The sequence below is a fragment of the Methanoculleus frigidifontis genome, assembly GCF_030464345.1.
In the GTDB taxonomy this organism is placed as follows: domain Archaea; phylum Halobacteriota; class Methanomicrobia; order Methanomicrobiales; family Methanoculleaceae; genus Methanoculleus_A; species Methanoculleus_A frigidifontis.
Window position 1 is genome coordinate 111,174 of the sequence record NZ_VCYH01000001.1, and the last position, 20,796, is coordinate 131,969.

Annotated in this window: 19 protein-coding genes; 11 read left to right on the forward strand and 8 right to left on the reverse strand. The window is 61.8% G+C overall.

Annotated features, from left to right (window positions below; all coding sequences use genetic code 11):
- Position 1: 1 nt before the first annotated feature.
- Positions 2-1,111, reverse strand: coding sequence for a TIGR04013 family B12-binding domain/radical SAM domain-containing protein (locus tag FGU65_RS00545; RefSeq protein WP_301662451.1), 1,110 nt, complete (start codon positions 1,109-1,111; stop codon positions 2-4).
- A gap of 213 nt (positions 1,112-1,324) precedes the next feature.
- On the opposite strand from FGU65_RS00545, the gene FGU65_RS00550 reads away from it, so the two are divergent.
- From FGU65_RS00550 to uvrB, 7 genes are all read left to right on the forward strand, one after another.
- Positions 1,325-2,062, forward strand: coding sequence for a helix-turn-helix transcriptional regulator (locus tag FGU65_RS00550; RefSeq protein WP_301662452.1), 738 nt, complete (start codon positions 1,325-1,327; stop codon positions 2,060-2,062).
- A gap of 664 nt (positions 2,063-2,726) precedes the next feature.
- Positions 2,727-2,963: a ChaB family protein gene (locus FGU65_RS00555; protein WP_301662453.1), complete on the forward strand. Its 237-nt coding sequence runs from the start codon at positions 2,727-2,729 to the stop codon at positions 2,961-2,963.
- Between the two features lie 256 nt (positions 2,964-3,219).
- Complete coding sequence (locus tag FGU65_RS00560; RefSeq protein ID WP_301662454.1) at positions 3,220-3,624, forward strand: PRC-barrel domain-containing protein; 405 nt, start codon at positions 3,220-3,222, stop codon at positions 3,622-3,624.
- 195 nt (positions 3,625-3,819) lie between these two features.
- Positions 3,820-4,209 carry a PRC-barrel domain-containing protein gene (locus FGU65_RS00565; protein ID WP_301662455.1) on the forward strand — a complete coding sequence of 130 codons (390 nt, stop codon included), beginning with the start codon at positions 3,820-3,822 and terminating at the stop codon, positions 4,207-4,209.
- A 200-nt stretch (positions 4,210-4,409) separates the two neighbouring features.
- The gene (uvrA, locus tag FGU65_RS00570) at positions 4,410-7,217 is read left to right on the forward strand and encodes an excinuclease ABC subunit UvrA (protein ID WP_301662456.1); all 2,808 of its coding nucleotides are present in this window, start codon (positions 4,410-4,412) and stop codon (positions 7,215-7,217) included.
- Entirely contained in the window at positions 7,214-8,764 is a 1,551-nt protein-coding gene (gene uvrC, locus FGU65_RS00575; RefSeq protein WP_301662457.1) for an excinuclease ABC subunit UvrC, read from the forward strand. The genes uvrA and uvrC overlap by 4 nt, the downstream gene beginning before the upstream one ends.
- Positions 8,761-10,701 carry an excinuclease ABC subunit UvrB gene (uvrB, locus tag FGU65_RS00580; RefSeq protein ID WP_301662458.1) on the forward strand — a complete coding sequence of 647 codons (1,941 nt, stop codon included), beginning with the start codon at positions 8,761-8,763 and terminating at the stop codon, positions 10,699-10,701. The genes uvrC and uvrB overlap by 4 nt, the downstream gene beginning before the upstream one ends.
- A 16-nt stretch (positions 10,702-10,717) precedes the next feature.
- Here uvrB and FGU65_RS00585 read toward each other — a convergent pair whose 3' ends face one another.
- From FGU65_RS00585 to FGU65_RS00610, 6 genes are all read right to left on the reverse strand, one after another.
- Entirely contained in the window at positions 10,718-10,903 is a 186-nt protein-coding gene (locus tag FGU65_RS00585) for a PspC domain-containing protein (protein WP_301662459.1), read from the reverse strand.
- Between the two features lie 50 nt (positions 10,904-10,953).
- Entirely contained in the window at positions 10,954-12,210 is a 1,257-nt protein-coding gene (locus FGU65_RS00590; RefSeq protein WP_301662460.1) for a RecQ family ATP-dependent DNA helicase, read from the reverse strand.
- Between the two features lie 923 nt (positions 12,211-13,133).
- Complete coding sequence (locus tag FGU65_RS00595) at positions 13,134-13,988, reverse strand: N-formylglutamate amidohydrolase (RefSeq protein WP_301662461.1); 855 nt, start codon at positions 13,986-13,988, stop codon at positions 13,134-13,136.
- A gap of 82 nt (positions 13,989-14,070) precedes the next feature.
- Positions 14,071-14,697, reverse strand: a complete 627-nt coding sequence (locus FGU65_RS00600) for a ferric reductase-like transmembrane domain-containing protein (RefSeq protein ID WP_301662462.1) — start codon at positions 14,695-14,697, stop codon at positions 14,071-14,073.
- Positions 14,698-14,729: 32 nt separating this feature from the next.
- Positions 14,730-15,269: a DUF6141 family protein gene (locus FGU65_RS00605; protein ID WP_301662463.1), complete on the reverse strand. Its 540-nt coding sequence runs from the start codon at positions 15,267-15,269 to the stop codon at positions 14,730-14,732.
- 57 nt (positions 15,270-15,326) lie between these two features.
- Positions 15,327-15,821: a peroxiredoxin gene (locus FGU65_RS00610; RefSeq protein WP_301662464.1), complete on the reverse strand. Its 495-nt coding sequence runs from the start codon at positions 15,819-15,821 to the stop codon at positions 15,327-15,329.
- Positions 15,822-15,986: 165 nt separating this feature from the next.
- Here FGU65_RS00610 and FGU65_RS00615 point away from each other — a divergent pair, with 165 nt between their 5' ends.
- From FGU65_RS00615 to FGU65_RS00630, 4 genes are all read left to right on the forward strand, one after another.
- Positions 15,987-17,306, forward strand: coding sequence for a hemolysin family protein (locus FGU65_RS00615; protein ID WP_301662465.1), 1,320 nt, complete (start codon positions 15,987-15,989; stop codon positions 17,304-17,306).
- Positions 17,307-17,528: 222 nt separating this feature from the next.
- Entirely contained in the window at positions 17,529-18,248 is a 720-nt protein-coding gene (locus FGU65_RS00620) for an ABC transporter ATP-binding protein (RefSeq protein ID WP_301662466.1), read from the forward strand.
- Positions 18,245-19,693 (forward strand): hypothetical protein, encoded by a 1,449-nt coding sequence (locus FGU65_RS00625; protein ID WP_301662467.1) that lies wholly within the window; start codon positions 18,245-18,247, stop codon positions 19,691-19,693. Before FGU65_RS00620 ends, FGU65_RS00625 begins: the two co-directional genes overlap by 4 nt.
- Before the next feature lie 70 nt (positions 19,694-19,763).
- The gene (locus FGU65_RS00630; RefSeq protein ID WP_301662468.1) at positions 19,764-20,222 is read left to right on the forward strand and encodes a GyrI-like domain-containing protein; all 459 of its coding nucleotides are present in this window, start codon (positions 19,764-19,766) and stop codon (positions 20,220-20,222) included.
- Positions 20,223-20,282: 60 nt separating this feature from the next.
- Here the strand turns inward: FGU65_RS00630 and FGU65_RS00635 are convergent, their stop codons facing one another.
- On the reverse strand, positions 20,283-20,795 hold the full coding sequence (locus FGU65_RS00635; RefSeq protein ID WP_301662469.1) for an FKBP-type peptidyl-prolyl cis-trans isomerase: 513 nt from the start codon (positions 20,793-20,795) through the stop codon (positions 20,283-20,285).
- Between the last annotated feature and the right edge of the window lies 1 nt (position 20,796).

A 20,796-nucleotide genomic window follows, 5' to 3' on the forward strand; every position in this document is an offset into this window, starting at 1 on the left:
GTTATAGATGTGAACTGCGGCTAAAAAACCTTATCTCATGTTCCATCCACGAACCCGTAATTTTCCCTTTTAAGGCGAGTTGGCCGAGGATCTTTTGCGTTTCGGGGAGGAGGGGGTGGGGGCGGGCATCGGCGAGCGGCGTGCCCGGCAGCGGGATGAAGCAGTGGACGTGCGCCTTCCCGACCCGTGTTGCCGCACGGACAAGATCGACCGTCGCCTGTTCGTCTTCCTCGGATTCGCCGGGCAGACCCACGATAAAATCAACCACCGGGGTAAACCCGTGCTCTCTGCAGAGGTCGAGGGCGCTATGGACGTCGGCTACCGTATGCCCGCGCCGGATCTCTCTGAGGATCCGGTCGCTTCCCGACTGGGCGCCGAAGTGCAGACGGGTGTTGGCGCAGTAGCGGCCGACCAGCTCGAGCGACGTGTCGGTGACGAACTCGGGGCGCACTTCTCCCGGGAACGTGCCGAAGTAGATGCGGTTCTTGAGTCGTGAGAGCAGTTTTTCTACCTTGTCGAACCGGGGATGGATGCCGTCCGAACCGTAGGCGAATGCATTCGGGGTGACGAAGCGAACGTCGCGGAAGCGTGAGGTTGCCGCCGCGATCTCGTCGATGGAGCGGTGGCGCATGCACCTGCCGAAGAGCCGGGGCGTCTGGCAGTACCCGCACCCGAACGGGCATCCCCTGCTGATCTCGGTGTATCCCTTCACCCGGGTGAAGGGCGGGTGCGCATCGAGGAGGACGGTGTGGTCGGCGGGGGTGTAGCCTGCCCTGGTGGCCACACCGGGTGGGACTTCCGTGCCCTTCTCGAGCGACGCGAGCAGCCGCGGGAGGGTATACTCCCCCTCGCCGACGATCACGTAGTCGGCGTACTCCGCGACCTCACGGTAGCAGGCGGATGCATGCGGGCCGCCGACGACGGTGATGCAGTCCGCATCCGCTATCTCCTCCCGGTAGAACCGTTCGGAGATGGAAGTGAGGCTGTAGCAGGTGATATCGCCGGTCGGTTCGTTCACCGCATCGAGCAGGTATCCCGCCTGCTCACAGGCCGCGTAGAGAGCCGCGTATGAGTTGTTCGCTGCAGGGATATGGCGCCAGTGTACATGCATGGATCCGATACGCCTTCGTGCATACCTCCGTACGTACCACATACGGTGTGCAGAGCCAAAAGATCTGGCATGCCGGGGCGGCACCTCCGCCGGGGCATTCGTCACGATGCGCAGGTTTCCGGCAGAAAGAAGGCCTCGGATCATCTTGATGGCGAAGGTTAATGGACAAGCTCTCCAAATAGTAAACGACGGACAATGAATACTTCTGAGGCCATGAAACTTTTTTCGAGCAGGCGGAAGATCGAAATACTGGATGCACTCTTCAACGGGGATTCGATAGACAGCATCAAGAAACAGATGCCCGCGTCGACCTACTCTGTTACGATGCACAGTCTGGCATCTGCCGGGTATGTCGAGGAGATCCGGGGCGATGCTGTCCTCACTGACCGCGGTCGTGCCTGCCGGATCCTTTTTGCGCAGCTCAACGAGAGCCTGGATACGCTGCTTCGGCTTCATGACGCCTTCCCGGAGCACTCGATTCGTTTTCCCGATCCGTTTTATGCCCGGCTCCATGAACTGCAGGGTTTCCGGGTGATAACGGCAGAGCCCAAAAACGTCCTGAAACCCCAGAAGGTCTTCTTCGACTATCTCGGGCGATCGAAGCACGTCATGGGGATAACACCGTTTCTCTTTCCCGATTATATCGATTTCTTCAGCCGGATGGCGGAGCAGTCAACCCGCATCGCGCTCGTGGTGACACCGGGAGTCTACGAGGGCATCTCATCGTCCGAGGCTATCGGGCGGGAGAACGTCGCGATTTACGTTGCGGATGACGTCCCTCCCATCGCCGCTGCCGTAACGGATCAGTTCGTCTCCATCGGTTTCTTCTACCGGTCGGGAAGCTACGATTTTACCCGGGATCTTATCGCGACATCCCCGGAGGCAAAGAGGTTCGGGCATGACCTTATCGGGCATTACATGGGCAGGTCTCGGAAGGTGACACCGCCCTGATTGAAGACCGCCCCCTGGCAGCCTGCCGGGTTCCCGAAGGGCGGATGGGTAGTGCCCTACGAAACAACTGATACTCCCTTTGTTGCGATCGCATCCCCGATCGATTGCACCCCGGGGCACGGCTTTCCATTGGGTATCGGCATGACTGCCCCCCGCCCCTGGGGGAGGGGGAGGAGTCCGGGTGGGGTGGGGTTGACGATGTCTGTGGATCTTCGCGGGAGACAGGGGAGGGGAAAACCCCTCCCCGTCGGCCCCACCCCGGGGGCGCTTAGCCGCCACGGTTCACGGCATGCGGGCATGCGTGAGAAAAAAGGCCGAACTTCGGGAACCGGCCAGGTCCGGCACCAATCCCGTCAGGGAAGAATGACAGCCGGAAGAGAGCTTCACCAGAGCCCGATACTGGAAATCTTCTCCCCATGTTCTTTTTTGTCATGAACGCGGGTTGGCGGGTAGCGTAATTCGGCCGGATTCTCTGAGATCACGTGTCAGGTATATGCTGGAGCACTACCGGCCGGGTTGCCCGTAAACGTCATCCTGAAAGAGGGATCTGCAGGTTCTGCATCAGATCCTCCGACCGATGGAGTGGTACACCCGGGATCCGCACCTGAAACCTTTTATAATGCGCTGAGAATACCTGCCACTGTCTGACCGAAGGTGAAACACCATGCCGTATGAGAAGAACAGCGAACTGCCGAAACTGGTGCAGGAGGAACTTCCGGAGCATGCGCAGGACATTTACCGGGAGGCCTTCAACAGCGCATGGGAGCAGTATGCCGATCCAGGCGAACGAAGGGATCCGAGTGAATCGCGTGAGGAAGTCTCCCACAAAGTCGCCTGGGCTGCCGTCAAACAGAAGTACGGGAAGGATCCCAGGACCGGTGAGTGGAAGAAGGAAGCGTAGGGAGAACCAGATCTTTGCCGGGTCCCGGGTGCGTTCCCACGCCGGGGTGGCTCCCCGTGACGTGATGGTCTCCCCAGGGCCGGCGCTGCCGCCCCGCGAAGGAGGATAGCAGAATGGAGAGGTATTCCTGGGCGTGGCTGCCACAGGGACGGTCTTTGCGGCTGTATATGGATACTATTATATACTATATACTATAATTTCCGCCCCTTGTGTGAGGCGGAAACGCTTCACCTGACCTAGATGGAGTGAGATGAGTATGAGGGGAGCTGCAACCGAAACCCGGGAAGAAGCGGTGCCTGAATGGAAGGTTCTTTCGGCAAGCACCATAAAGAGCGATAACGTCAGAAACCCGCAGGGTGAAGACCTCGGCAAGATCGAGGAGTTGATGATCGACATTGAGGAGGGGCGGATCGCCTATGCTGTCCTGTCGTTCGGCGGGTTCCTCGGGCTTGGCGACAAGTACTTCGCCATCCCGTGGGAGGCGCTTCGCATCGCCCCGCACGAGCACAGGTTCATCCTCGACGTCCCGAAAGAGCGTCTCGAGAATGCACCCGGATTCGACAAGGACAACTGGCCTTCGGCGGCGAACCGCGAGTGGCTGACCGGCGTCTACTCCCACTACGGTTACGAGCCGTACTGGGAGCGGCGCCGCGAGCGGTAATCTCCGTTCTTCGCGGCACCACCGAAGCAGAGAATGCCACTCTGCACCCCATTTTTGACGCCTGCCCTGAGACTTTGCACACCGGTGAGATGAGCTCGCCATCGGGCAGAAGATACATTTAAATGTGTCCGGATGCTGTAACTCTCGTTCGTAGGCAGGACTGCATGCGCTGTCCTGCATTCAGGTGGTATTGATATGACGGCAATGAGCATGGAAACGGCGGTGCATCCGCAGGTCATCACATCACGATCGATCACCGGGAAAACGGTGAAAAGCCCTGATCAGCAGGCTCTCGGCACCGTGCATAATCTGATCCTCGATATGAAGAGCGGGCGGGTGGCATTTCTGGTCATCTCAACAGGGGGGATCCTTGGGATCGGCGAGAAGTTCATTCCGGTGCCTTGGGAATCGTACTCCGGGATGCCTGATGAAGACTCTGTCACGGTAAATGTTACCCGGGAGACGCTTGAGAGCGCCCCGAATTACGACCGTGATTCCTGGGAAGGAATACACGATCTTGGGTGGCTGGCACGGGTGTACCAGTACTACGGATTCCGGCCGTACTGGGAGCCTGCGACGATCTAAAATCCCGTCCCGACGCATGGCCTCTGGACGGGCAGGCGGTTCTTCACCGCATCTCCCCTGCCGCTGATCCGGGGATGCGGTGAAGAACCGTAGTTCTCGTTGAATTCTCTGTATTATGTCCCCATTTTTCCGATACAAAACACTTTCGCGCCCCGTCAATACCACTATTATCTTCCGGCGACAACAGTACTGATAGCAGAATGAAGAGTATTGTCATCAAAGGTGCACGGGAGCACAACCTCAAGAATATCACCCTCGAGCTCCCGCGGGACACCCTGATCGTCGTCACCGGCGTCTCGGGGAGCGGGAAGTCGACGCTGGCATTCGATACCATATACGCCGAGGGGCAGCGCCGCTACGTCGAGTCGCTCTCTGCGTACGCCCGTCAGTTCCTCGGTCTGATGAACAAGCCCGATGTCGACAGCATCGACGGGCTCTCTCCCGCAATCTCCATCGAGCAGAAGACCACGTCAAAAAACCCCCGGAGCACCGTCGGGACGGTCACCGAGATATACGACTACCTCCGGCTGCTCTTCGCCCGTATCGGGACGCCCTTCTGCCCGGTTCATCATATCCCCATCGAGGCGCAGTCGCCCGAGAAGATCGCCGACCGGATCGCCGCGGAGATGCACGGCATGGTCACGATCCTCGCCCCGATCATCCGACAGAAGAAGGGTACCTACCAGCAGGTCTTCAAAGACCTCCAGAAAGAGGGCTATATGCGTGTCCGGGTGAACGGCGAGATCCACCGCACCGACGATGAGATCACGCTCGAGCGTTACCGGAAGCACGACATCGAGATCGTCATCGACCGCCTGACGGTCGACGACCGCAGCCGCCTCGTCGAGGCCTGCGAAAGCGCCCTGAAAAAGTCGGAGGGGCTCATCATCGCCGTCGACGAGGAGGGGCGCGAGGGAGTCTACTCGTCGCTGATGGCCTGCCCGGTCTGCGGGATCGCGTTTGAGGAGCTGCAGCCCCGGATGTTCTCCTTCAACAGCCCGTTCGGCGCCTGCGAGGAGTGCAACGGCCTCGGGATAAGGATGGAGTTCGACCCGGACCTCATCATCCCGGATACGGAGAAGTGCATCGCCGACGGTGCGGTCGCGCTCTACCGCAACTTCCTCGACGGCTACCGGGGTCAGTACCTCGGCGCCGTGGCGAAGCACTTCGGGTTCGACGTCTTCACGCCGATCAAAGACCTCACCGAGCGGCAGTACAACGCCCTGATGTTCGGTTCGCACGAGCGGATCCGCTTCTCCATGGAGATGAAGAACGGGGATGCACGCTGGTCGCACGCCGGGACGTGGGAGGGGCTCGCCCCGCAGGCGCAGCGGCTCTACCACCAGACGCAGTCCGAGTACCGGCGCAGGGACCTCGAGCGGTTCATGCGGATCACGCCCTGCCCGGCCTGCGGCGGCAAAAGGCTGAAGGAGAAGGTGCTCGCCGTCAGGATCGACGGACACTCCATCGTCGACGTCACCGACCTCTCCATCACCCGGGCAGCGGAGTTCTTCCGGACCCTGACCCTCACCGAGAGCCAGCACGAGATCGCAAAGCAGGTCTTAAAGGAGATCGTCGACCGCCTCGCCTTCCTCGAGACGGTCGGCGTCGGCTATCTCACCCTCTCCCGGAGCGCCGGGACGCTCTCGGGCGGAGAGGCGCAGCGGATCCGGCTCGCCACGCAGATCGGCTCGAACCTGACCGGCGTCCTCTATGTCCTCGACGAGCCCTCGATCGGGCTTCACCAGCGGGACAACCACAAGCTGCTGGAGACCCTCCGCCGCCTCCGCGACCTCGGCAACACCCTCGTCGTGGTGGAGCACGACGAGGATACTATCCGGAGCGCCGACTACGTCGTCGATATGGGCCCCGGCGCCGGGCTGCACGGCGGGGAGATCGTCGCCGCGGGAACGCCGGATGCAATCGCGGCCGATCCCGCATCGCTCACCGGCCGCTACCTCGCCGGCGACCTCCGGATCGCGGTGCCCCCCTCGCGCCGGGAGAGCGAGCGGCTCATCCGCCTCCGCGGCTGCCGGGAGAACAACCTCAAGGACATCGACGTCGACATCCCGATCGGGGTGCTGACCGTCGTCACCGGCGTCTCCGGGAGCGGGAAGTCGACGCTCATCTACGAGACGCTCTACCGCGCCCTGATGCAGAGCCTCCACGGCTCCCGGGAGAGCCCGGGCGACTTCGACGAGCTCGTCGCCGATGAGGAGCTTGACAAGGTGATCGTCATCGACCAGAGCCCCATCGGGCGGACGCCGCGGTCGAACCCGGCCACCTATACCAAGGTCTTCGACGAGATCCGGAAGATCTTCGCCGCGACGAAGGAGGCGCAGGTACGGGGCTACAAACCCGGCAGGTTCTCCTTCAACGTCAAGGGTGGGCGGTGCGAGGCCTGCCAGGGTGAAGGGCTGATCAAGATCGAGATGAACTTCCTCCCCGACGTCTACATCGAGTGCGAGGAGTGCAAGGGCACCCGCTACAACCGGGAGACGCTCGAGGTGAAGTACCGCGGCAGGTCGATCGCCGATGTCCTCGCGATGAGCGTCGAGGAGGCGATGGACCTCTTCGAAAACATCCCCGCGATCCGGAACAAACTGGAGACGCTCTCCCGGGTCGGCCTCGGCTACATCAAGCTCGGGCAGAGTTCGACGACGCTCTCAGGTGGCGAGGCGCAGCGGATCAAACTGACCCGGGAGCTCTCGAAGCGTGCCACCGGCAGGACGATCTACCTCCTCGACGAGCCGACCACCGGGCTACACTTCCACGATGTGAAGAATCTGATCGCCGTTCTCGACGACCTCGTCGCCCGGGGGAACACTATGGTGGTGATCGAGCACAACCTCGACGTCATCAAGTCGGCAGACTACATCATCGATCTCGGCCCCGAGGGCGGCGAGCGCGGCGGCGAGATCGTCGCGGCCGGGACGCCTGAAGAGGTGGCCGCGGTTCGCGCGAGCTACACCGGAGAATATCTGAAAAAGATGCTTGCGGGGCAATGATAGATCTTTCGCGCATTCCGACCGATCCCGGCTGCTACCTCTTCTCCGATGAGGTGGGAGCGGTCATCTACATCGGCAAGGCGAAGAACCTGAAAAAACGGGTGTCGAGTTACTTCCAGAAGCGCGACCTCGACGCCAAGACCCGCAGGATGGTGAGCGCAGCGGCCGACGTCGACTTCATCGTCACCGATACGGAGGTCGAGGCGCTGCTGCTCGAGAACACCCTCATCAAGAAGCACCGGCCGAAGTTCAACATCGACCTGAAGGACTCGAAGAGCTACGCCTATATCGGCGTCTCGCACGAGCCGTTTCCCCGGATCTTCATCAGCAGGAGCCCGGAGGGGAACGGCTCGTTCTACGGCCCCTTCGTCTCGGCGCGGGAGCGCGACGAGGTGCTGCGGCTCCTGAAGGCCACCTTCCGGCTGCGCTCGTGCCGCCGTCTCCCGAAACGTGCCTGCCTCCGGGCGCATATCGGCTCGTGCAGCGCTCCCTGCATCGGGAATATCGGCGAGGAGGAGTACGCAGAGCGCGTCCGCCGTGCCGAGGCCGTCCTGAAGGGCGACATCGTCTGGCTCATCCAGCACCTCCGGGTCGAGATGGCGGAGCACGCCGCCCGGGAGGAGTACGAACAGGCGCTGGAGCTCCGTAACCAGATCGAGGCGCTTGAGCGGCTGACCGAGCGGCAGCATGTCCTGCGGCAGAAGCAGTATGACGAGGATGTGATAAACTTCATCGAGAGCGACGATACCGTCTCCCTGATGCTCTTCAACGTCTACAAGGGAACGCTCGCGGAGAAGCACGAGTTTACCTTCGAGTACGGCGACGGGTTCCTCGAGGAGTTCCTGACCCGCTACTACGCCGAGCACGAACCGCCGAAGGAGATCATCCTCCCGGAATCGGTAAACGATGCGGTCGCCGCATACCTTTCGCACGTCCGGGGGAGCCGCGTGCGCCTGACCGTCCCGCAGCGGGGTGCGAAGAGGAAGCTCCTCGATCTCGTGCGAAAGAACGTCGAGATCGGGTTCTTCGGTGATAGGATCAAGCTTGAGGCGCTTCAGGGCCTCCTCGACCTTCCCGACCTCCCGGCCGTCGTCGAGTGCTTCGACATCTCCCACCTCGCCGGAACGGCGATGGTCGGATCCATGGTGCAGTTCCGGGGCGGCCGCCCCGACAAGCGGAATTACCGGAAATTCCGGATCCGGACGGTGGAGGGGGTCGACGACTTTGCGGCGATGGCCGAGGTGGTGCACAGGCGCTACGGGCGCCTGAAGGCTGAGGGTGCTCCGCTCCCCGACCTGATCATCGTCGACGGCGGGAAGGGGCAGCTCTCCGCCGCGGTTGCGGAACTCGAGGATCTCGGTCTTGCGATTCCCATCATCGGGATCGCCAAGCGCGAAGAGGAGATCTACGTCCCGGGCGTCTCCGATCCCCTCCCTCTCGACCGGCGGGAGAAGGCGTCGCTCTACATCCAGGAGATCCGGGACGAGGCGCACCGGTTTGCGATTGCCTACCACAAAACACTCCGTAAAAAGGCGCTGATATCATGACCGCATTCAACCTGAAAGCCGATTTTACCCCGACAGGCTCGCAGCCCGAGGCCATCGGGAAACTGGCCCGGGGACTTGAGGACGCCGAGCAGTTCCAGACGCTCCTCGGCGTCACCGGTTCCGGGAAGACCTTCACGATTGCCAACGTCATCAATGAAGTGCAGCGGCCGACTCTGGTCATCGCGCACAACAAGACGCTCGCCGCCCAGCTCTACAACGAGTTCCGGGATTTTTTCCCTGAGAACCGCGTGGAGTACTTCGTCTCCTACTACGACTACTACCAGCCCGAGTCCTACATCCCCCAGCGGGATATGTACATCGAGAAAGACGCCCAGATCAACCCGAAGATCGAGCAGATGCGGCTTGCGGCCACCGCCTCGCTCCTCTCCCGGCGGGACGTCATCGTCGTCGCGTCGGTCTCCTGCATCTACGGTCTCGGCAACCCCGAGCACTTCTACAACATGGGATTCGAGGTCACGGTGCGCGGCCGGCTGCGGCGGGACGACCTTCTCCGGCGGCTCGTGGATATCCAGTTCGAGAGGAACGACATCGAGCTCGCGCCCGGGCGGTTCCGGGTGAAGGGCGACACCGTGGACATCGTCCCCGGCTACTTCAACAACATCATCAGGATCGAGCTCTTCGGCGACGAGGTCGATAGGATCAGCGAGGTCGACCGGGTTACCGGCCAGCGGCTCGAGACGATGGACTATTTCTACGTCTACCCGGCCAGGCACTTCGTCGTCCCGGAGCACGAGAAGATGCGGGCGATCGCATCGATCCGGCAGGAGCTTGAGGAGCACCTTCCCCGCCTCGGGATGCTGGAGGCGCACCGCCTGGAGCAGCGGACGCTGTACGACATGGAGATGCTCGAGGAGACCGGCAGCTGCAAGGGGATCGAGAACTATTCGCGCCACTTCGACGGCCGGGCGCCGGGCGAGAAGCCCTACTGCCTGCTCGACTACTTCCCGGAGGACTTTCTGATGGTGATCGACGAGAGCCACCAGACGCTGCCGCAGCTCCGCGCCATGTACCACGGCGACTACTCGCGGAAAAAAGCGCTCGTCGAGTACGGGTTCCGCCTCCCCTCGGCCTTCGACAACCGGCCGCTGAAGTTCGAGGAGTTCGAGCGGTATATGCAGAGCACCATCTTCGTCTCGGCGACGCCGGGCGACTACGAACTCGGCCGCTCGACGGTGGCGGAGCAGATCATCAGGCCGACGGGCCTTGTCGATCCGGCCGTGGAGGTGCGGCCGATCGAGGGGCAGGTGCAGGACGTCATCAGCGAGATCCGCGTGACGATCGAGCGGGGCGACCGGATCCTCCTCACGACGCTGACGAAGAGGCTCGCGGAGGAGCTGAGCGAGTACCTGGCGGCACAGGGAATCAGGACCCGCTACCTCCACTCCGAGATCGACACCCTTGAGAGGACCGAGATCATCCGCCAGCTCCGCCTCGGGAAGTACGATGTGCTGGTCGGGATCAATCTTCTCCGGGAAGGACTCGACATCCCGGAGGTCGGGTTCATCGGTATCCTGGACGCCGACAAGGAAGGGTTCCTCCGCGACGCACGGAGCCTGATCCAGATCATCGGGAGAGCCGCCCGGAACGTAAACTCCCGGGTCGTCCTCTACGCCGATGTGATGACCGACTCGATCCGGCGGGCGATGGCCGAGACCAACCGGCGGCGTGCGATCCAGCTCGCCTACAACCGGAAGCACAATATCACGCCGCAGACGGTCCGAAAACCGATCCGCGAGAAGGTTGTGGAGATTACGGACGTCAAGCACGTCCCGAAGCGTGAGATCCCGAACCTGCTCATCGAGCTCGAGGCGGAGATGCGCGATGCGGCGGAAAGGCTCGACTTCGAGCGGGCAATCGCGCTGCGCGACACCATCAAAAAGCTGCGGGAGAGCGCGGCGCCGAGTCTCCCGCAGTGATCGGGAGGAGACCGCCCTACTCCTCCGGAAGAATGAGCCAGAGCAGGATGTAGGCGATGATACCGGGGAGGAATCCCGTAAAGACGGTGACGATGACCCAGATGATCCGCAGGAGGTTTGCATCGATGTTGAAGTACTCCCCGATCCCGCCGATGACACCGGCAACCATCCGGTCGTTTTGAGAGCGTGTCAGCTTTGCCATATGCACCCTTTCTGCGGCCCGGGGATATCAACCCTTCCCCGCAGGGTGGGTTATCCGGTGGAGCGGGAGGGTGCGGTTGCGGGGTGTTCAGCGCCTCTGCGGCTCCGTCTCCCCCTGCAGGTGTCACAGGTGCCGCACCGCTCGTCTGCAGCCTTCTCCCCAAAATATGCGAGGAGACGGGCACGCCGGCAGGCCGTCGTCGTGCAGTAGTCGACGAGTTCGTCGAGTTTTTTCAGCGCAATCTCACGTTGCAGTCCGCCTGCGTACTCGGTGGTGATCAGCCTCCGCACCCGCCGCACCTCTTCCTCGGCGTAGAAGAGCATGCAGTCGCTCTTTTTGCCGTCCCTCCCTGCCCGGCCTGTCTCCTGGTAGTAGGCTTCGAGGTTCTTCGGGATGTCGTAGTGGATGACGAACCGCACATCCGCTTTGTCGATCCCCATCCCGAATGCGGTGGTTGCACAGATGATCACTGCCTCGTCAGCGCAGAACTGTTCCTGCGTCTCGGACCGCCGCTTCGCCCCGAGTCCGGCATGGTAGGGGAGTGCGGAGAACCCGTCGTCCCGGAGCTTCCCGGCGAGCGTTGCGGACCGCTCCCTGGTCGCGCAGTAGATGATCCCACAGTCCGTGGGATGGCGCTTCAGGTATCGCGTGACCTGCCGGTAGGCGTTGCTTTCCTTCCGCTGCACCGTGTAGCGGAGGTTTCTGCGGTTGAAGCTCCCGACGTAGACCTGCGGGTCACGAAGATCGAGCTGCCGGATGATATCCTCCCGGACGTCCGGAGTCGCGGTCGCCGTCAGGGCAGCCACCGGAACGTCCGGGAACTGCTCTTTGATCCGGCGCAGGCCACGGTACTCCGGCCTGAACTGGTGTCCCCACATCGAGATGCAGTGCGCCTCGTCGACGGCTATGAGTGAGATGGGAACGCTGGCGGCGGCGTCGAGGAACTCTTTGCTTACGGCGCGTTCCGGGGAGAGGTAGAGGAGCGATATCTGGCCATCGGCGAGGTCGGCGGTGATCTGCCTGACCTTCGGGAACGGAAGCGAGCTGTTCAGGGCTTCCGCGGCGATCCCTCTGCTCTGCAGTTCATCCACCTGATCCTTCATGAGCGAGATGAGCGGGGAGACGACCAGTGTGGTGCCCTCGCCGAGGAGGGCGGGCAGCTGGTAGCAGAGCGACTTGCCCCCTCCGGTCGCGAGGACTGCCAGGACGTCCCGCCCACTGAGAAGGTCACGTATGATCTCCTCCTGGTAGGGCTGGAACGCACGGTGTCCGAAGTAACGCTCGAGGATCAGGTGGACAGAATCCATCGCTATTTATATAGGTGCCCATAGGTGATAGTCTCTTCTGCCCTGAAAACACGGTGATTTCAGGGGTTTATTCGGCGAAGAAACCCTGTTTTCAAGACTTCGCTCCCCTGCCCCTGAGCGGGTTTGAGATGGCCATTTCAGGGTGATTGACAGGGTTTCGTCACCCGGTTGACAGATTTGTCATACTGTAGATGATGGTCGATACACCAGACCGAGATGGCAATCGCATTGTGGGAGGGGTACCAGGGGAGGAGGCCGGTCCCCATACGCGCTACCGTAGCCTCTGGGTGCACTGCATTCCTGTTGCTATCGGCGGGGTCCAGGCAATTGATGAGGCCGAATCTATTGCTCCGGATGGCCGCAATCCGGGGTATTCGGGGGCACGGCTTTCCCCTGGGTATCGCCATGACTGCCCCTGCCCCTTGAGGGGCGGGGGAGGAGGCCGGAGGCCGGGTGGGGTGGGGTTGATGATGTCTGTGGATCTTCGCGGGAGACAGGGGAGGGGAAAAGCCATGCCCGGCACCAGCCCGGTCAGGGGAAGAACGCGGTATACGCTTGAATCCCGAGGTTATCCCAATACTCTCTGGCAGGAGGGGGAGACCCCCTCCCGCACCCTCCCCCCGCGCGATACCCCTGGAAATGTCGTGCTTCTAGGTTCTGCCTCTGATGCACCTCACGTACTGATACATCGAGAGGAGTGCGTCGATCCGGATCGATTATTCCATCCACGAATCCTTTTGGGATGTGCTCCCCGTATCGAAGGGTAGCGCTCATGGGGCCGGCCTCCTCCCTTGTCCCCACCCCCACGAAGACACTCACCACGGTCCGGTGTTTCCGGACGTGTTATCGCGGGTCCGGGATCCGGAGCGGTGGTTTCTCGATACAAGCAACAGGCATGTGCCGGCCTTGCGCCTGTTCCGCGTTCAGCCACCCCCGCGGCCATGGGCTGCATCCTGTACACCCGTCCCCGCCTCCTCCGGCAGGCTCTGCCAGAACTGCTCGAGCGCCGAGAAGATACGCTTTCGGAGCCCCCGGATCACTGCTTCATCGGGCTGCACCGTTGCGAGGTCGCTCGATGCATCGTCCTCGTAAAGTCTGCGGTTCATCTCGATCTGCACCCAGGGGATGCGCCGGTGCCGGTAGTGCGCCTGTGATATGAACCCGCCGCGGAACGGTTTGTTGAGCGCGATCTCGCCTTCGCCGCCGAATGCATCGCGGAATGCGTCGGCGAGCGCTGCCAGCAACTCCGGCGGGCAGGTCACGGTGCCGTGCCGTGTCGGCCGCCCCTTCTCATCTCCGCCGTTGCTGAGACAGAAGAGCGGCCGCGGGCCGGGAGGCTCCGTCGAGAGGGGCGGCGGGTAGGGGAGCATGCTGTGGCAGTCGAACGCCAGGCGGACACCCCCGGCGTCGAGCGCTGCGTCCAGCGACTGGTGGTATGGGTAGTAGTAGCGCTTGAGGAGTGTCAGGATCAGGTTTCTGTCGGGGTAGAGTCCCTCCCGGTAGACCGGCACCCCTTCCGACGTCACCCTTTTGACGATGCCGTCCGGGTTCATGAACGGTGCATAGTACGGCGCCCGGTTCATGTCGACGATCACCCGGGCGATATCCGTTGCGATGCAGGCTGCGACCCGACCCTCAAAGCCGTAGATGCGCCGGGTAAGGGGGTCGCCGGTATACAGGATGTCTCTCCTGGTGATCGCAACGCGGTCCTGCACTTCCGGGGGTATCACCTCCCCGCTGTGGGGGATGGAGAGCAGAAAGGGGTACTGCAACGTCATGGCGACTCCGGATCCGTTGTGACGAGAATGACACCGGCACCTGAAAATATCACCGGTGCGGACGAGGAAGGGGGATCCTCGATCAGGTGCCTGACCCGGCCGTCGCCTGCCGCTTCTTCTGCGATCGCATCCTCTGCAGGCGCCGCACGATGAAGACCACGATCACGGCGGCAAAGAGGCCGTTAAAGACGACGAATATCCCCGGATTTGCAAAGTCGGTACCGCTCAGATTTCCATGGACGATGGCAAGGAAGAGTGCCGCATACATCAGGCCATGTACCCATCGCCAGTACTGCCGAATCGTCTGCCGGAGCAGCACCCCGGCAACGGCGATGTAGAGGAGGTAGAGAGCCGGCCTCCCGGCAAGCGTCCAGAATGCCGTCCAGGAATCGAAGACCGGGATGAAGACGGCCGGGTTTGCGGTCTGGAGCGCAAGAGCCACGGGATGGAGCGTCGGGAAGAGGATCCCAAAAGCTGCAAACGTATGGTGCACGGCGAGAAAGGGTCGTCCAAAGACCCTTCGGATGTCGCGGAGGAACGCCGTCAGGATGGTCGCGATGCCCAGCGCGAGAAATCCCCAGAGGGCAGAGAGCCGGACAAACAGGCTGAAGGGATCGGGTGAAGGATTCGTAAGCACCACCGCGGTGACGCCGGCATAGAGTGCCAGAATGAGGACGGAGAGAACCCATCCCATGCGGGTCAGAGGCATACCTCCGGAAGGTGGTTGTGAGGAAATAATGGTTATGCCCGGCCACCGGAGCTCCGGGAGCGCGCCTCCCCGATCGCCCGGGCGAGTTCCTCGGGCCGCTGCGACCCGAAGAGGACCCGTTTCCCGCTCTTCAGCAGAATCTCCACGCCGCGGGTGCCGCTGACGTTGTACGCTTTGCGCCCCCGCCCACCGTAGCGGATCCCCCAGCCGCCGAATTCGAGGAGTGGCCGGTACTCTTTCGCCTCGATCGTCGCCACCTCGTCACACTCAATCCGGCGGAAGGAGAGATGCAGGGGCAGAAAACGGTAGTACAGGCCGCTTCCGCGCACCTCCACCGTGAGGGAGAGCAGGGCGAAGAAGAGCGGAAACCCAACGCCGAATATCACCCAGATGAGAAAGAGCACGCTGTCCGGAGCAGGATTGTTGCCGACCGGGATGCCCAGAACGACCTGGTATACGATGCTGAAGAGCGAGAAGGCTGCAAGAGCAATGAGAAAGAGCCAGAGGAGCGGCTGGCGGAAGCGCTGCACCTCGCGGAAGCGGATCTCGTTGTTGTCTGTATCCTGCGGCATAGGCATGGTTTCTGATCCGGGGACGCTTACTCCTTTCGTCCTGACCGCTCATCCCGGCTATATCTTCGGGACGTTGATCTCCTCCACCCGGCTCTCCTCCTCTTCACGCAGGAGCGCGATCACCTCCTGCAGGTCCGGGACGCCGCCCGGTTCTGAGCGCTTTGCATAGATGATATGCTGGAACTCGTCAACGACGACCGTCGCACGTTCTGCGACGCCCCGTTCGCTGTCGAAGACGCCGTAGTCCTGGGCGACACCCCCGTGCGGCCAGAAATCGGCAAGCAGGGTTGTCATCTCGAGATCGATCGCCTTTGCCCATGCCCTCTTGCAGGGGACGGAGTCCACGCTGATGCCGATTGCGATGGCGCCGAGTGCGTCGAATTCCTGCCAGTTCTCCTCAAGCGCCCGCATCTGGCGCGTACAGGTCTCTGTCCATGCAAGCGGATGAAACGAGAGGACAACTCTTCTTCCCCGGTACCCGGAGAGGGTAAAGATCTCCCCGTGCTGATCCTTCAGTGAAAAATCGGGCGCCGGCTCACCAGTGTCTATCATGCTACGTGCACCTCACGTATCCCACGCCAGCACCTCATATAATACCTTTGCAGAGCCGGTCGCGGGCAGCACAGCATACAAAGAAACACTATATACGGTAAAGGACAACCGTCCCTGTAACCGCCGTGGCCAGGGCGTGAATCCCTGCCGGAGGAGATCCGTACCATGCCGATCATCACCAACAGCATCATTATTCTCCTGCTGATCCTTGCCAACGGCATCTTTTCGATGGCCGAGTTCGCCATCATATCGTCCCGCAGTCTGCGGCTGCAGCGGCAGGCGGAGGCTGGGGATGCCGGAGCAGCGGCTGCGCTCGAGATCATAGAAGACCCGACGCCGTTCCTCTCCACCGTTCAGGTCGGCATCACCGTCATCGGGATCCTCGCCGGCGCCTTCGGCGGGGCGACGATAGCAGGCGAGCTCGCCGCAGTCCTGGCAGCCTATCCGGCGATCGCTCCCTACAGCGATACGATTGCCATCGGCATCGTGGTCATCGGCATCACTTACGTAACCCTCGTCATCGGCGAACTCGTGCCCAAGCGGGCGGCGCTGGCGAACGCCGAGAGGATCGCATCGCTCGTCTCCCGGCCGATGCGCCTTCTCTCGATCATCACCTCTCCGATAGTCCGGTTCCTCAGCATCTCGACCGAGGCGGTGCTGTTTCTGATCGGTGTCCGCAAACCGGTCGAACCGCAGGTGACCGAAGAGGATATCAGGGTCATGATCGAGCAGGGTACGCGGGCCGGCGTCTTCGAGCCGGCCGAGCAGGACATGGTCGAGCGGGTCTTCCGGCTTGCTGACCGGCGGGTCAGTGCGCTGCTCACGCCGCGCCCTGAAGTAACGGCCCTCGACATTACCGATCCAGAGGAGGAAAACTGGCGGATCATGATCGAGAGCGGCCACTCAAGTTTCCCTGTCTATCGTGAAGATCTCGACGACATCCTCGGGATCGTCTCGGTTCAGGATGTCTGGGCACGCATGGCCTCGGGCGCGAAACCTGATCTCAAAGCGGTGCTCGGGCAGCCGCTCTTCGTGCCCGAGAGTATTCCGGCGCTGAAGGTGCTTGAGCAGTTCAAGCAGTCGGGGACGCAGTTTGCGCTCGTCACCGATGAGTACGGGAGTATCCAGGGCGTGATAACACTTCACGACATTCTGGAGGCGATCGTCGGCGACATCCCCTCCGCAGAGCAGCCGGTTGAGCAGGAGGCGGTGCAGCGTGCCGACGGCTCGTGGCTCCTCGACGGAATGCTCCCGATCGATGAGTTCCGCGACATCTTCGGTGTCGGGCTGCTGCCCGGTGAAGGGCGGGGCTACTACCAGACCGTCGGCGGTTTCGTCATGACGTATCTTGAGCGCACCCCGGTCTCCGGCGATGTATTCGAGTGGAACCATCTCCGGTTTGAGGTGATGGATATGGACGGTTTCCGGGTCGACAAGGTGCTTGTCCGGCCGCTCCCGGAACCGGGTGAACCGGGGGAGGAGTGAGCAGGAAGGCCGGGAGTTCTGAGGCCGCCCGGAGGGGGACGGGACTTCACTGTCCACGGGACGCTCCTCTTCTGCCCCGCTGCCGTCTGTGAAGCGATTCTCACGGGAACGTGTCCCGACATCAATATCCACTGGATGCTCAATATATTGTTTTCGCTTGGTATTACGGGAATATGGCTAACTATTTATTATTTAACGGCTAAAAGTGGCTTGATTAGTCGTATGGCGGCGATCAGTACCAATGATCTGACAAAGAAGTATGGAGCCGTTGAGGCGCTCTCCGGTCTCTGCATCGAGGTCGCCGAAGGCGAGTCGTTCTGCCTGCTCGGGCCGAACGGCGCGGGCAAGTCGACGACGATCAGCATACTGACCGGCTCTATCGCGCCTACGTCGGGAACTGCGGAGGTGATGGGCATCGATGTGGCGAGCGACCCCATCGGCGTGAAAAAGGCGGTGGGCATCGTCCCGGAGACGGAGTATCCGCCGAGTTTCCTGACGGTCAGGGAGTACCTGGAGCTCGTCTGCAGCATCCGGAATGTGCCCGATCCGGATTCCCGGATCGAGCACTGGATTGAGTTCTTCGATCTCGGGTCGAAAAGGGATGTGCTCTGCAAGGATCTCAGCAAGGGCATGAAGAAGAAGGTGATCGTATCTGCTGCACTGGTACATGAGCCGAAGGTGCTCTTCCTCGACGAGCCTTTTCTTGACCTGGATCCGCTCGTGCAGCGCGCCATGAAGGACTACCTCCGCTCCTACGTGCGCGAAGGCGGGACGGTATTCCTCTCCACCCATATCCTCGAGATCGCCGAGAAACTCTGCGACCGGGCCGGCATCCTGTACGACGGCAGACTGATCGCATGCGGGAAGCTCTCGGAGCTCAAGGCGTCCCAGGAGAGCCTGGAAGATGTCTTCATGCGGCTGGTGCACGAGGAATCCCGATGAGCGCCCGTCTCTTCCGGCTGCTCCTCAAAGAGGAATACCGGGCTCAGTCGTCCATGTTCAGAAGCTCGCTGCTCATGTACCCGGTTTTCATATTTGTCCTGGCAGGGCTCATGGGTCTGATGCTGATGCCTCTGCGCATGTCGCTCTCCACCTACGAGCTCGTTACGCTGGCACAGGCCTCGGTGCTCGGCTCCGGCATGCTGGTCGGGGGCATGGCGCTGTTTCAGGAGGCGATACTGGAGCGCCGCATGCCGGGCGTGCGGCTGCTGCTCAACATTCCGGCCACGCTGCCGATATCCAACAAACGCGTCTTTGCTTTTTTCTATTTCAAGGATGTCCTCTACTACATCTGCATGAACGTGCTGCCCGTCGTCTTCGGCCTGTACGCCTCCACCCTCGTCACCGGCCTGCACGTCGATCTGCCGCTGGCGGCGCTGACGTTCGTCCTGTCGTTTCTTCTCGGCGTATCAATAAGTTTCGCCCTCTCCACGGTTGTCGTGCGGAGCAAAACCCTGTTTGCTCTGATAGTACTCGCCATGATCGGGCTTCTGGTCGCGGCGACGTTCGGGCAGGCGAGCGTGCTCGCCGGCATCGGCCGGTTCATCCCGACCGTCGGGGCATATGCCGGCGGGTCGGCGACCGATATCGTGCTGGCGCTGACAGTCTTTATCGTTCTCTCCGCGGTATCGCTCTGCTGCATCCGGGAAACGCCGCGCCCGACCGAGAAGCGGTATACCAGCAACTTTAACGGCGTGCAGGAGAGGTTCCGGGCGGTCGGGCGCTACTCCGCGCTGGCTGCCAAAGAATGGATCGATCTTTCGCGGAGCGGAGGCCTCGGATCCGTGCTCTTCTCCTTCGTGTTTCCCCTCCTGTTTCTCTGGGGCCTGCTCTGGATGCTCTCAAGCGCGCTGGTCTTCATGAGCGACGGCGAAGCGATCAGCCTGCCGTTTACCACGGTCTTCTACGCCATCATCATCGGGTTCTTCGCATCCCTGGTCTACGGGTGGCTGAACAATATCGACAACAATGCAAACTACCGGCTGCTGCCCGTCACCATGACCGACGTGATCAAGGCGAAGCTCATCCTCTTCGTCGTCCTCAATACCGCCGTCTCCGTGGTCTATCTCGCCCTGATCGCTCTTTCCAGAGGTGAACTTGCGCTGCTGCCGGTCAGCCTCTTCATCATGTTCATGGTCTCCGGGTACACGGGCGTGCTGACAGCCTACATGACCGGCATCTTCACAAACAGCCTGATGTTCGATTACCGGGTGATGACCGTCTACGCGCTGGGCGTGGCGCCGGTTCTCATTGTGCTCATCGTTTTATCGTTCTCTCCCGGGATGCTGCCTGCCGAGCTCGGCCTTGCCGCCGGGCTGGGCATTGCAGCATACCTGCTCCTCGGCAGGATCGATAGGAAGTGGGGGCGGGTCGAGTTTCGGGCATGACCGGCTCCTCCACAGCGGGAAACCAGCACCCTTTATCTGGCGCAGAGCACTACCGCCGGAGTGAAGCGCTATGGACGAGATCACCATCATCGACGTGCCGGAGCAGACGGTGCTCGGGGTTCGGAAGACCGGGCACTACCGGATGATCGCCGAGTTTCTGCCTGTAATTGCCGTTTCCGCAATGGAGCGGGCCATCCCTCTCCTCGGCCCGCCCGTCTTCGTCATGCATGAAGTCAGACCGGAGGACGCGATGAAAGCGGATGCGGCAGGAACGGCGGATGTGGAAGTTGCCTTTCCGGTGCCGGAAGGCACCATGCCGGGCTCCGCAATGCAGGTCTGCACGCTTCCCGGCGGCAGGATGGCCAGAACCTTCCACCGGGGGGCCTACGATGCGTGCGAACCCACGTATCTGCGGCTGTATGCGTGGCTGGAAGAAAAGGGACTTGTCATTACGGGGCCGATGCGGGAGGTGGAGCACAACGACCCGCGAGAGGTTCCTCCTGAGGAGATCCTGATTCCGGTAGGATAACCTGCGCTCCTGCGGGACAGGCGGCGCGGTGCAGGCCGCAAAAAAAGGTGCCTGAAGAGATCAGGCGATCTCGACGAGCTCGATGGTGAACGTCAGATCTTTCCCCGCCAGCGGGTGGTTGGCATCGACGGTGATAGTCGAGTCGGTGACGTTGACCACCGGGACGTTCATCGCTTGACCGCTGGAGGTCGTGATCGTCACCTTCTGGCCGACCTCGACGGTGCCGTTGACCTGTTCGCGGTCGAAGTCGATGAGCAGGTCATCGCGGTACGCGCCATACGCCTGGTCCGCCGGGATGGTGACGGTCTTTGATTCTCCGACGGCCATGCCGGGAACCGCCTGGTCAAAGCCCGCGATCATCTCCCCGGCACCGACGGTGAACTGCAGCGGCTCTCTCCCTTCCGAGGTATCGAAGACCGTGCCGTCCGCAAGCGTGCCGGTGTAGTGCACCTGCACCAGATCTCCGGCCTCTGCCGTCGCCGTCTCACCGGTGCCCGTGCAGCCGCTGACCGATACGAATGCTATCATCAGGCATGCAAGCAGCCCGATAGATGTGAGTGTATTTCTGTGCATC

Excerpts from the sequence above, each read along its gene's own strand:
- FGU65_RS00545 (WP_301662451.1), bottom strand. The coding sequence starts at position 1,111 with ATGCATGTACACTGGCGCCATATCCCTGCAGCGAACAACTCATACGCG.
- FGU65_RS00550 (WP_301662452.1), top strand. The coding sequence starts at position 1,325 with ATGAAACTTTTTTCGAGCAGGCGGAAGATCGAAATACTGGATGCACTC.
- FGU65_RS00555 (WP_301662453.1), top strand. The coding sequence starts at position 2,727 with ATGCCGTATGAGAAGAACAGCGAACTGCCGAAACTGGTGCAGGAGGAA.
- FGU65_RS00560 (WP_301662454.1), top strand. The coding sequence starts at position 3,220 with ATGAGGGGAGCTGCAACCGAAACCCGGGAAGAAGCGGTGCCTGAATGG.
- FGU65_RS00565 (WP_301662455.1), top strand. The coding sequence starts at position 3,820 with ATGACGGCAATGAGCATGGAAACGGCGGTGCATCCGCAGGTCATCACA.
- uvrA (WP_301662456.1), top strand. The coding sequence starts at position 4,410 with ATGAAGAGTATTGTCATCAAAGGTGCACGGGAGCACAACCTCAAGAAT.
- uvrC (WP_301662457.1), top strand. The coding sequence starts at position 7,214 with ATGATAGATCTTTCGCGCATTCCGACCGATCCCGGCTGCTACCTCTTC.
- uvrB (WP_301662458.1), top strand. The coding sequence starts at position 8,761 with ATGACCGCATTCAACCTGAAAGCCGATTTTACCCCGACAGGCTCGCAG.
- FGU65_RS00585 (WP_301662459.1), bottom strand. The coding sequence starts at position 10,903 with ATGGCAAAGCTGACACGCTCTCAAAACGACCGGATGGTTGCCGGTGTC.
- FGU65_RS00590 (WP_301662460.1), bottom strand. The coding sequence starts at position 12,210 with ATGGATTCTGTCCACCTGATCCTCGAGCGTTACTTCGGACACCGTGCG.
- FGU65_RS00595 (WP_301662461.1), bottom strand. The coding sequence starts at position 13,988 with ATGACGTTGCAGTACCCCTTTCTGCTCTCCATCCCCCACAGCGGGGAG.
- FGU65_RS00600 (WP_301662462.1), bottom strand. The coding sequence starts at position 14,697 with ATGCCTCTGACCCGCATGGGATGGGTTCTCTCCGTCCTCATTCTGGCA.
- FGU65_RS00605 (WP_301662463.1), bottom strand. The coding sequence starts at position 15,269 with ATGCCGCAGGATACAGACAACAACGAGATCCGCTTCCGCGAGGTGCAG.
- FGU65_RS00610 (WP_301662464.1), bottom strand. The coding sequence starts at position 15,821 with ATGATAGACACTGGTGAGCCGGCGCCCGATTTTTCACTGAAGGATCAG.
- FGU65_RS00615 (WP_301662465.1), top strand. The coding sequence starts at position 15,987 with ATGCCGATCATCACCAACAGCATCATTATTCTCCTGCTGATCCTTGCC.
- FGU65_RS00620 (WP_301662466.1), top strand. The coding sequence starts at position 17,529 with ATGGCGGCGATCAGTACCAATGATCTGACAAAGAAGTATGGAGCCGTT.
- FGU65_RS00625 (WP_301662467.1), top strand. The coding sequence starts at position 18,245 with ATGAGCGCCCGTCTCTTCCGGCTGCTCCTCAAAGAGGAATACCGGGCT.
- FGU65_RS00630 (WP_301662468.1), top strand. The coding sequence starts at position 19,764 with ATGGACGAGATCACCATCATCGACGTGCCGGAGCAGACGGTGCTCGGG.
- FGU65_RS00635 (WP_301662469.1), bottom strand. The coding sequence starts at position 20,795 with ATGCACAGAAATACACTCACATCTATCGGGCTGCTTGCATGCCTGATG.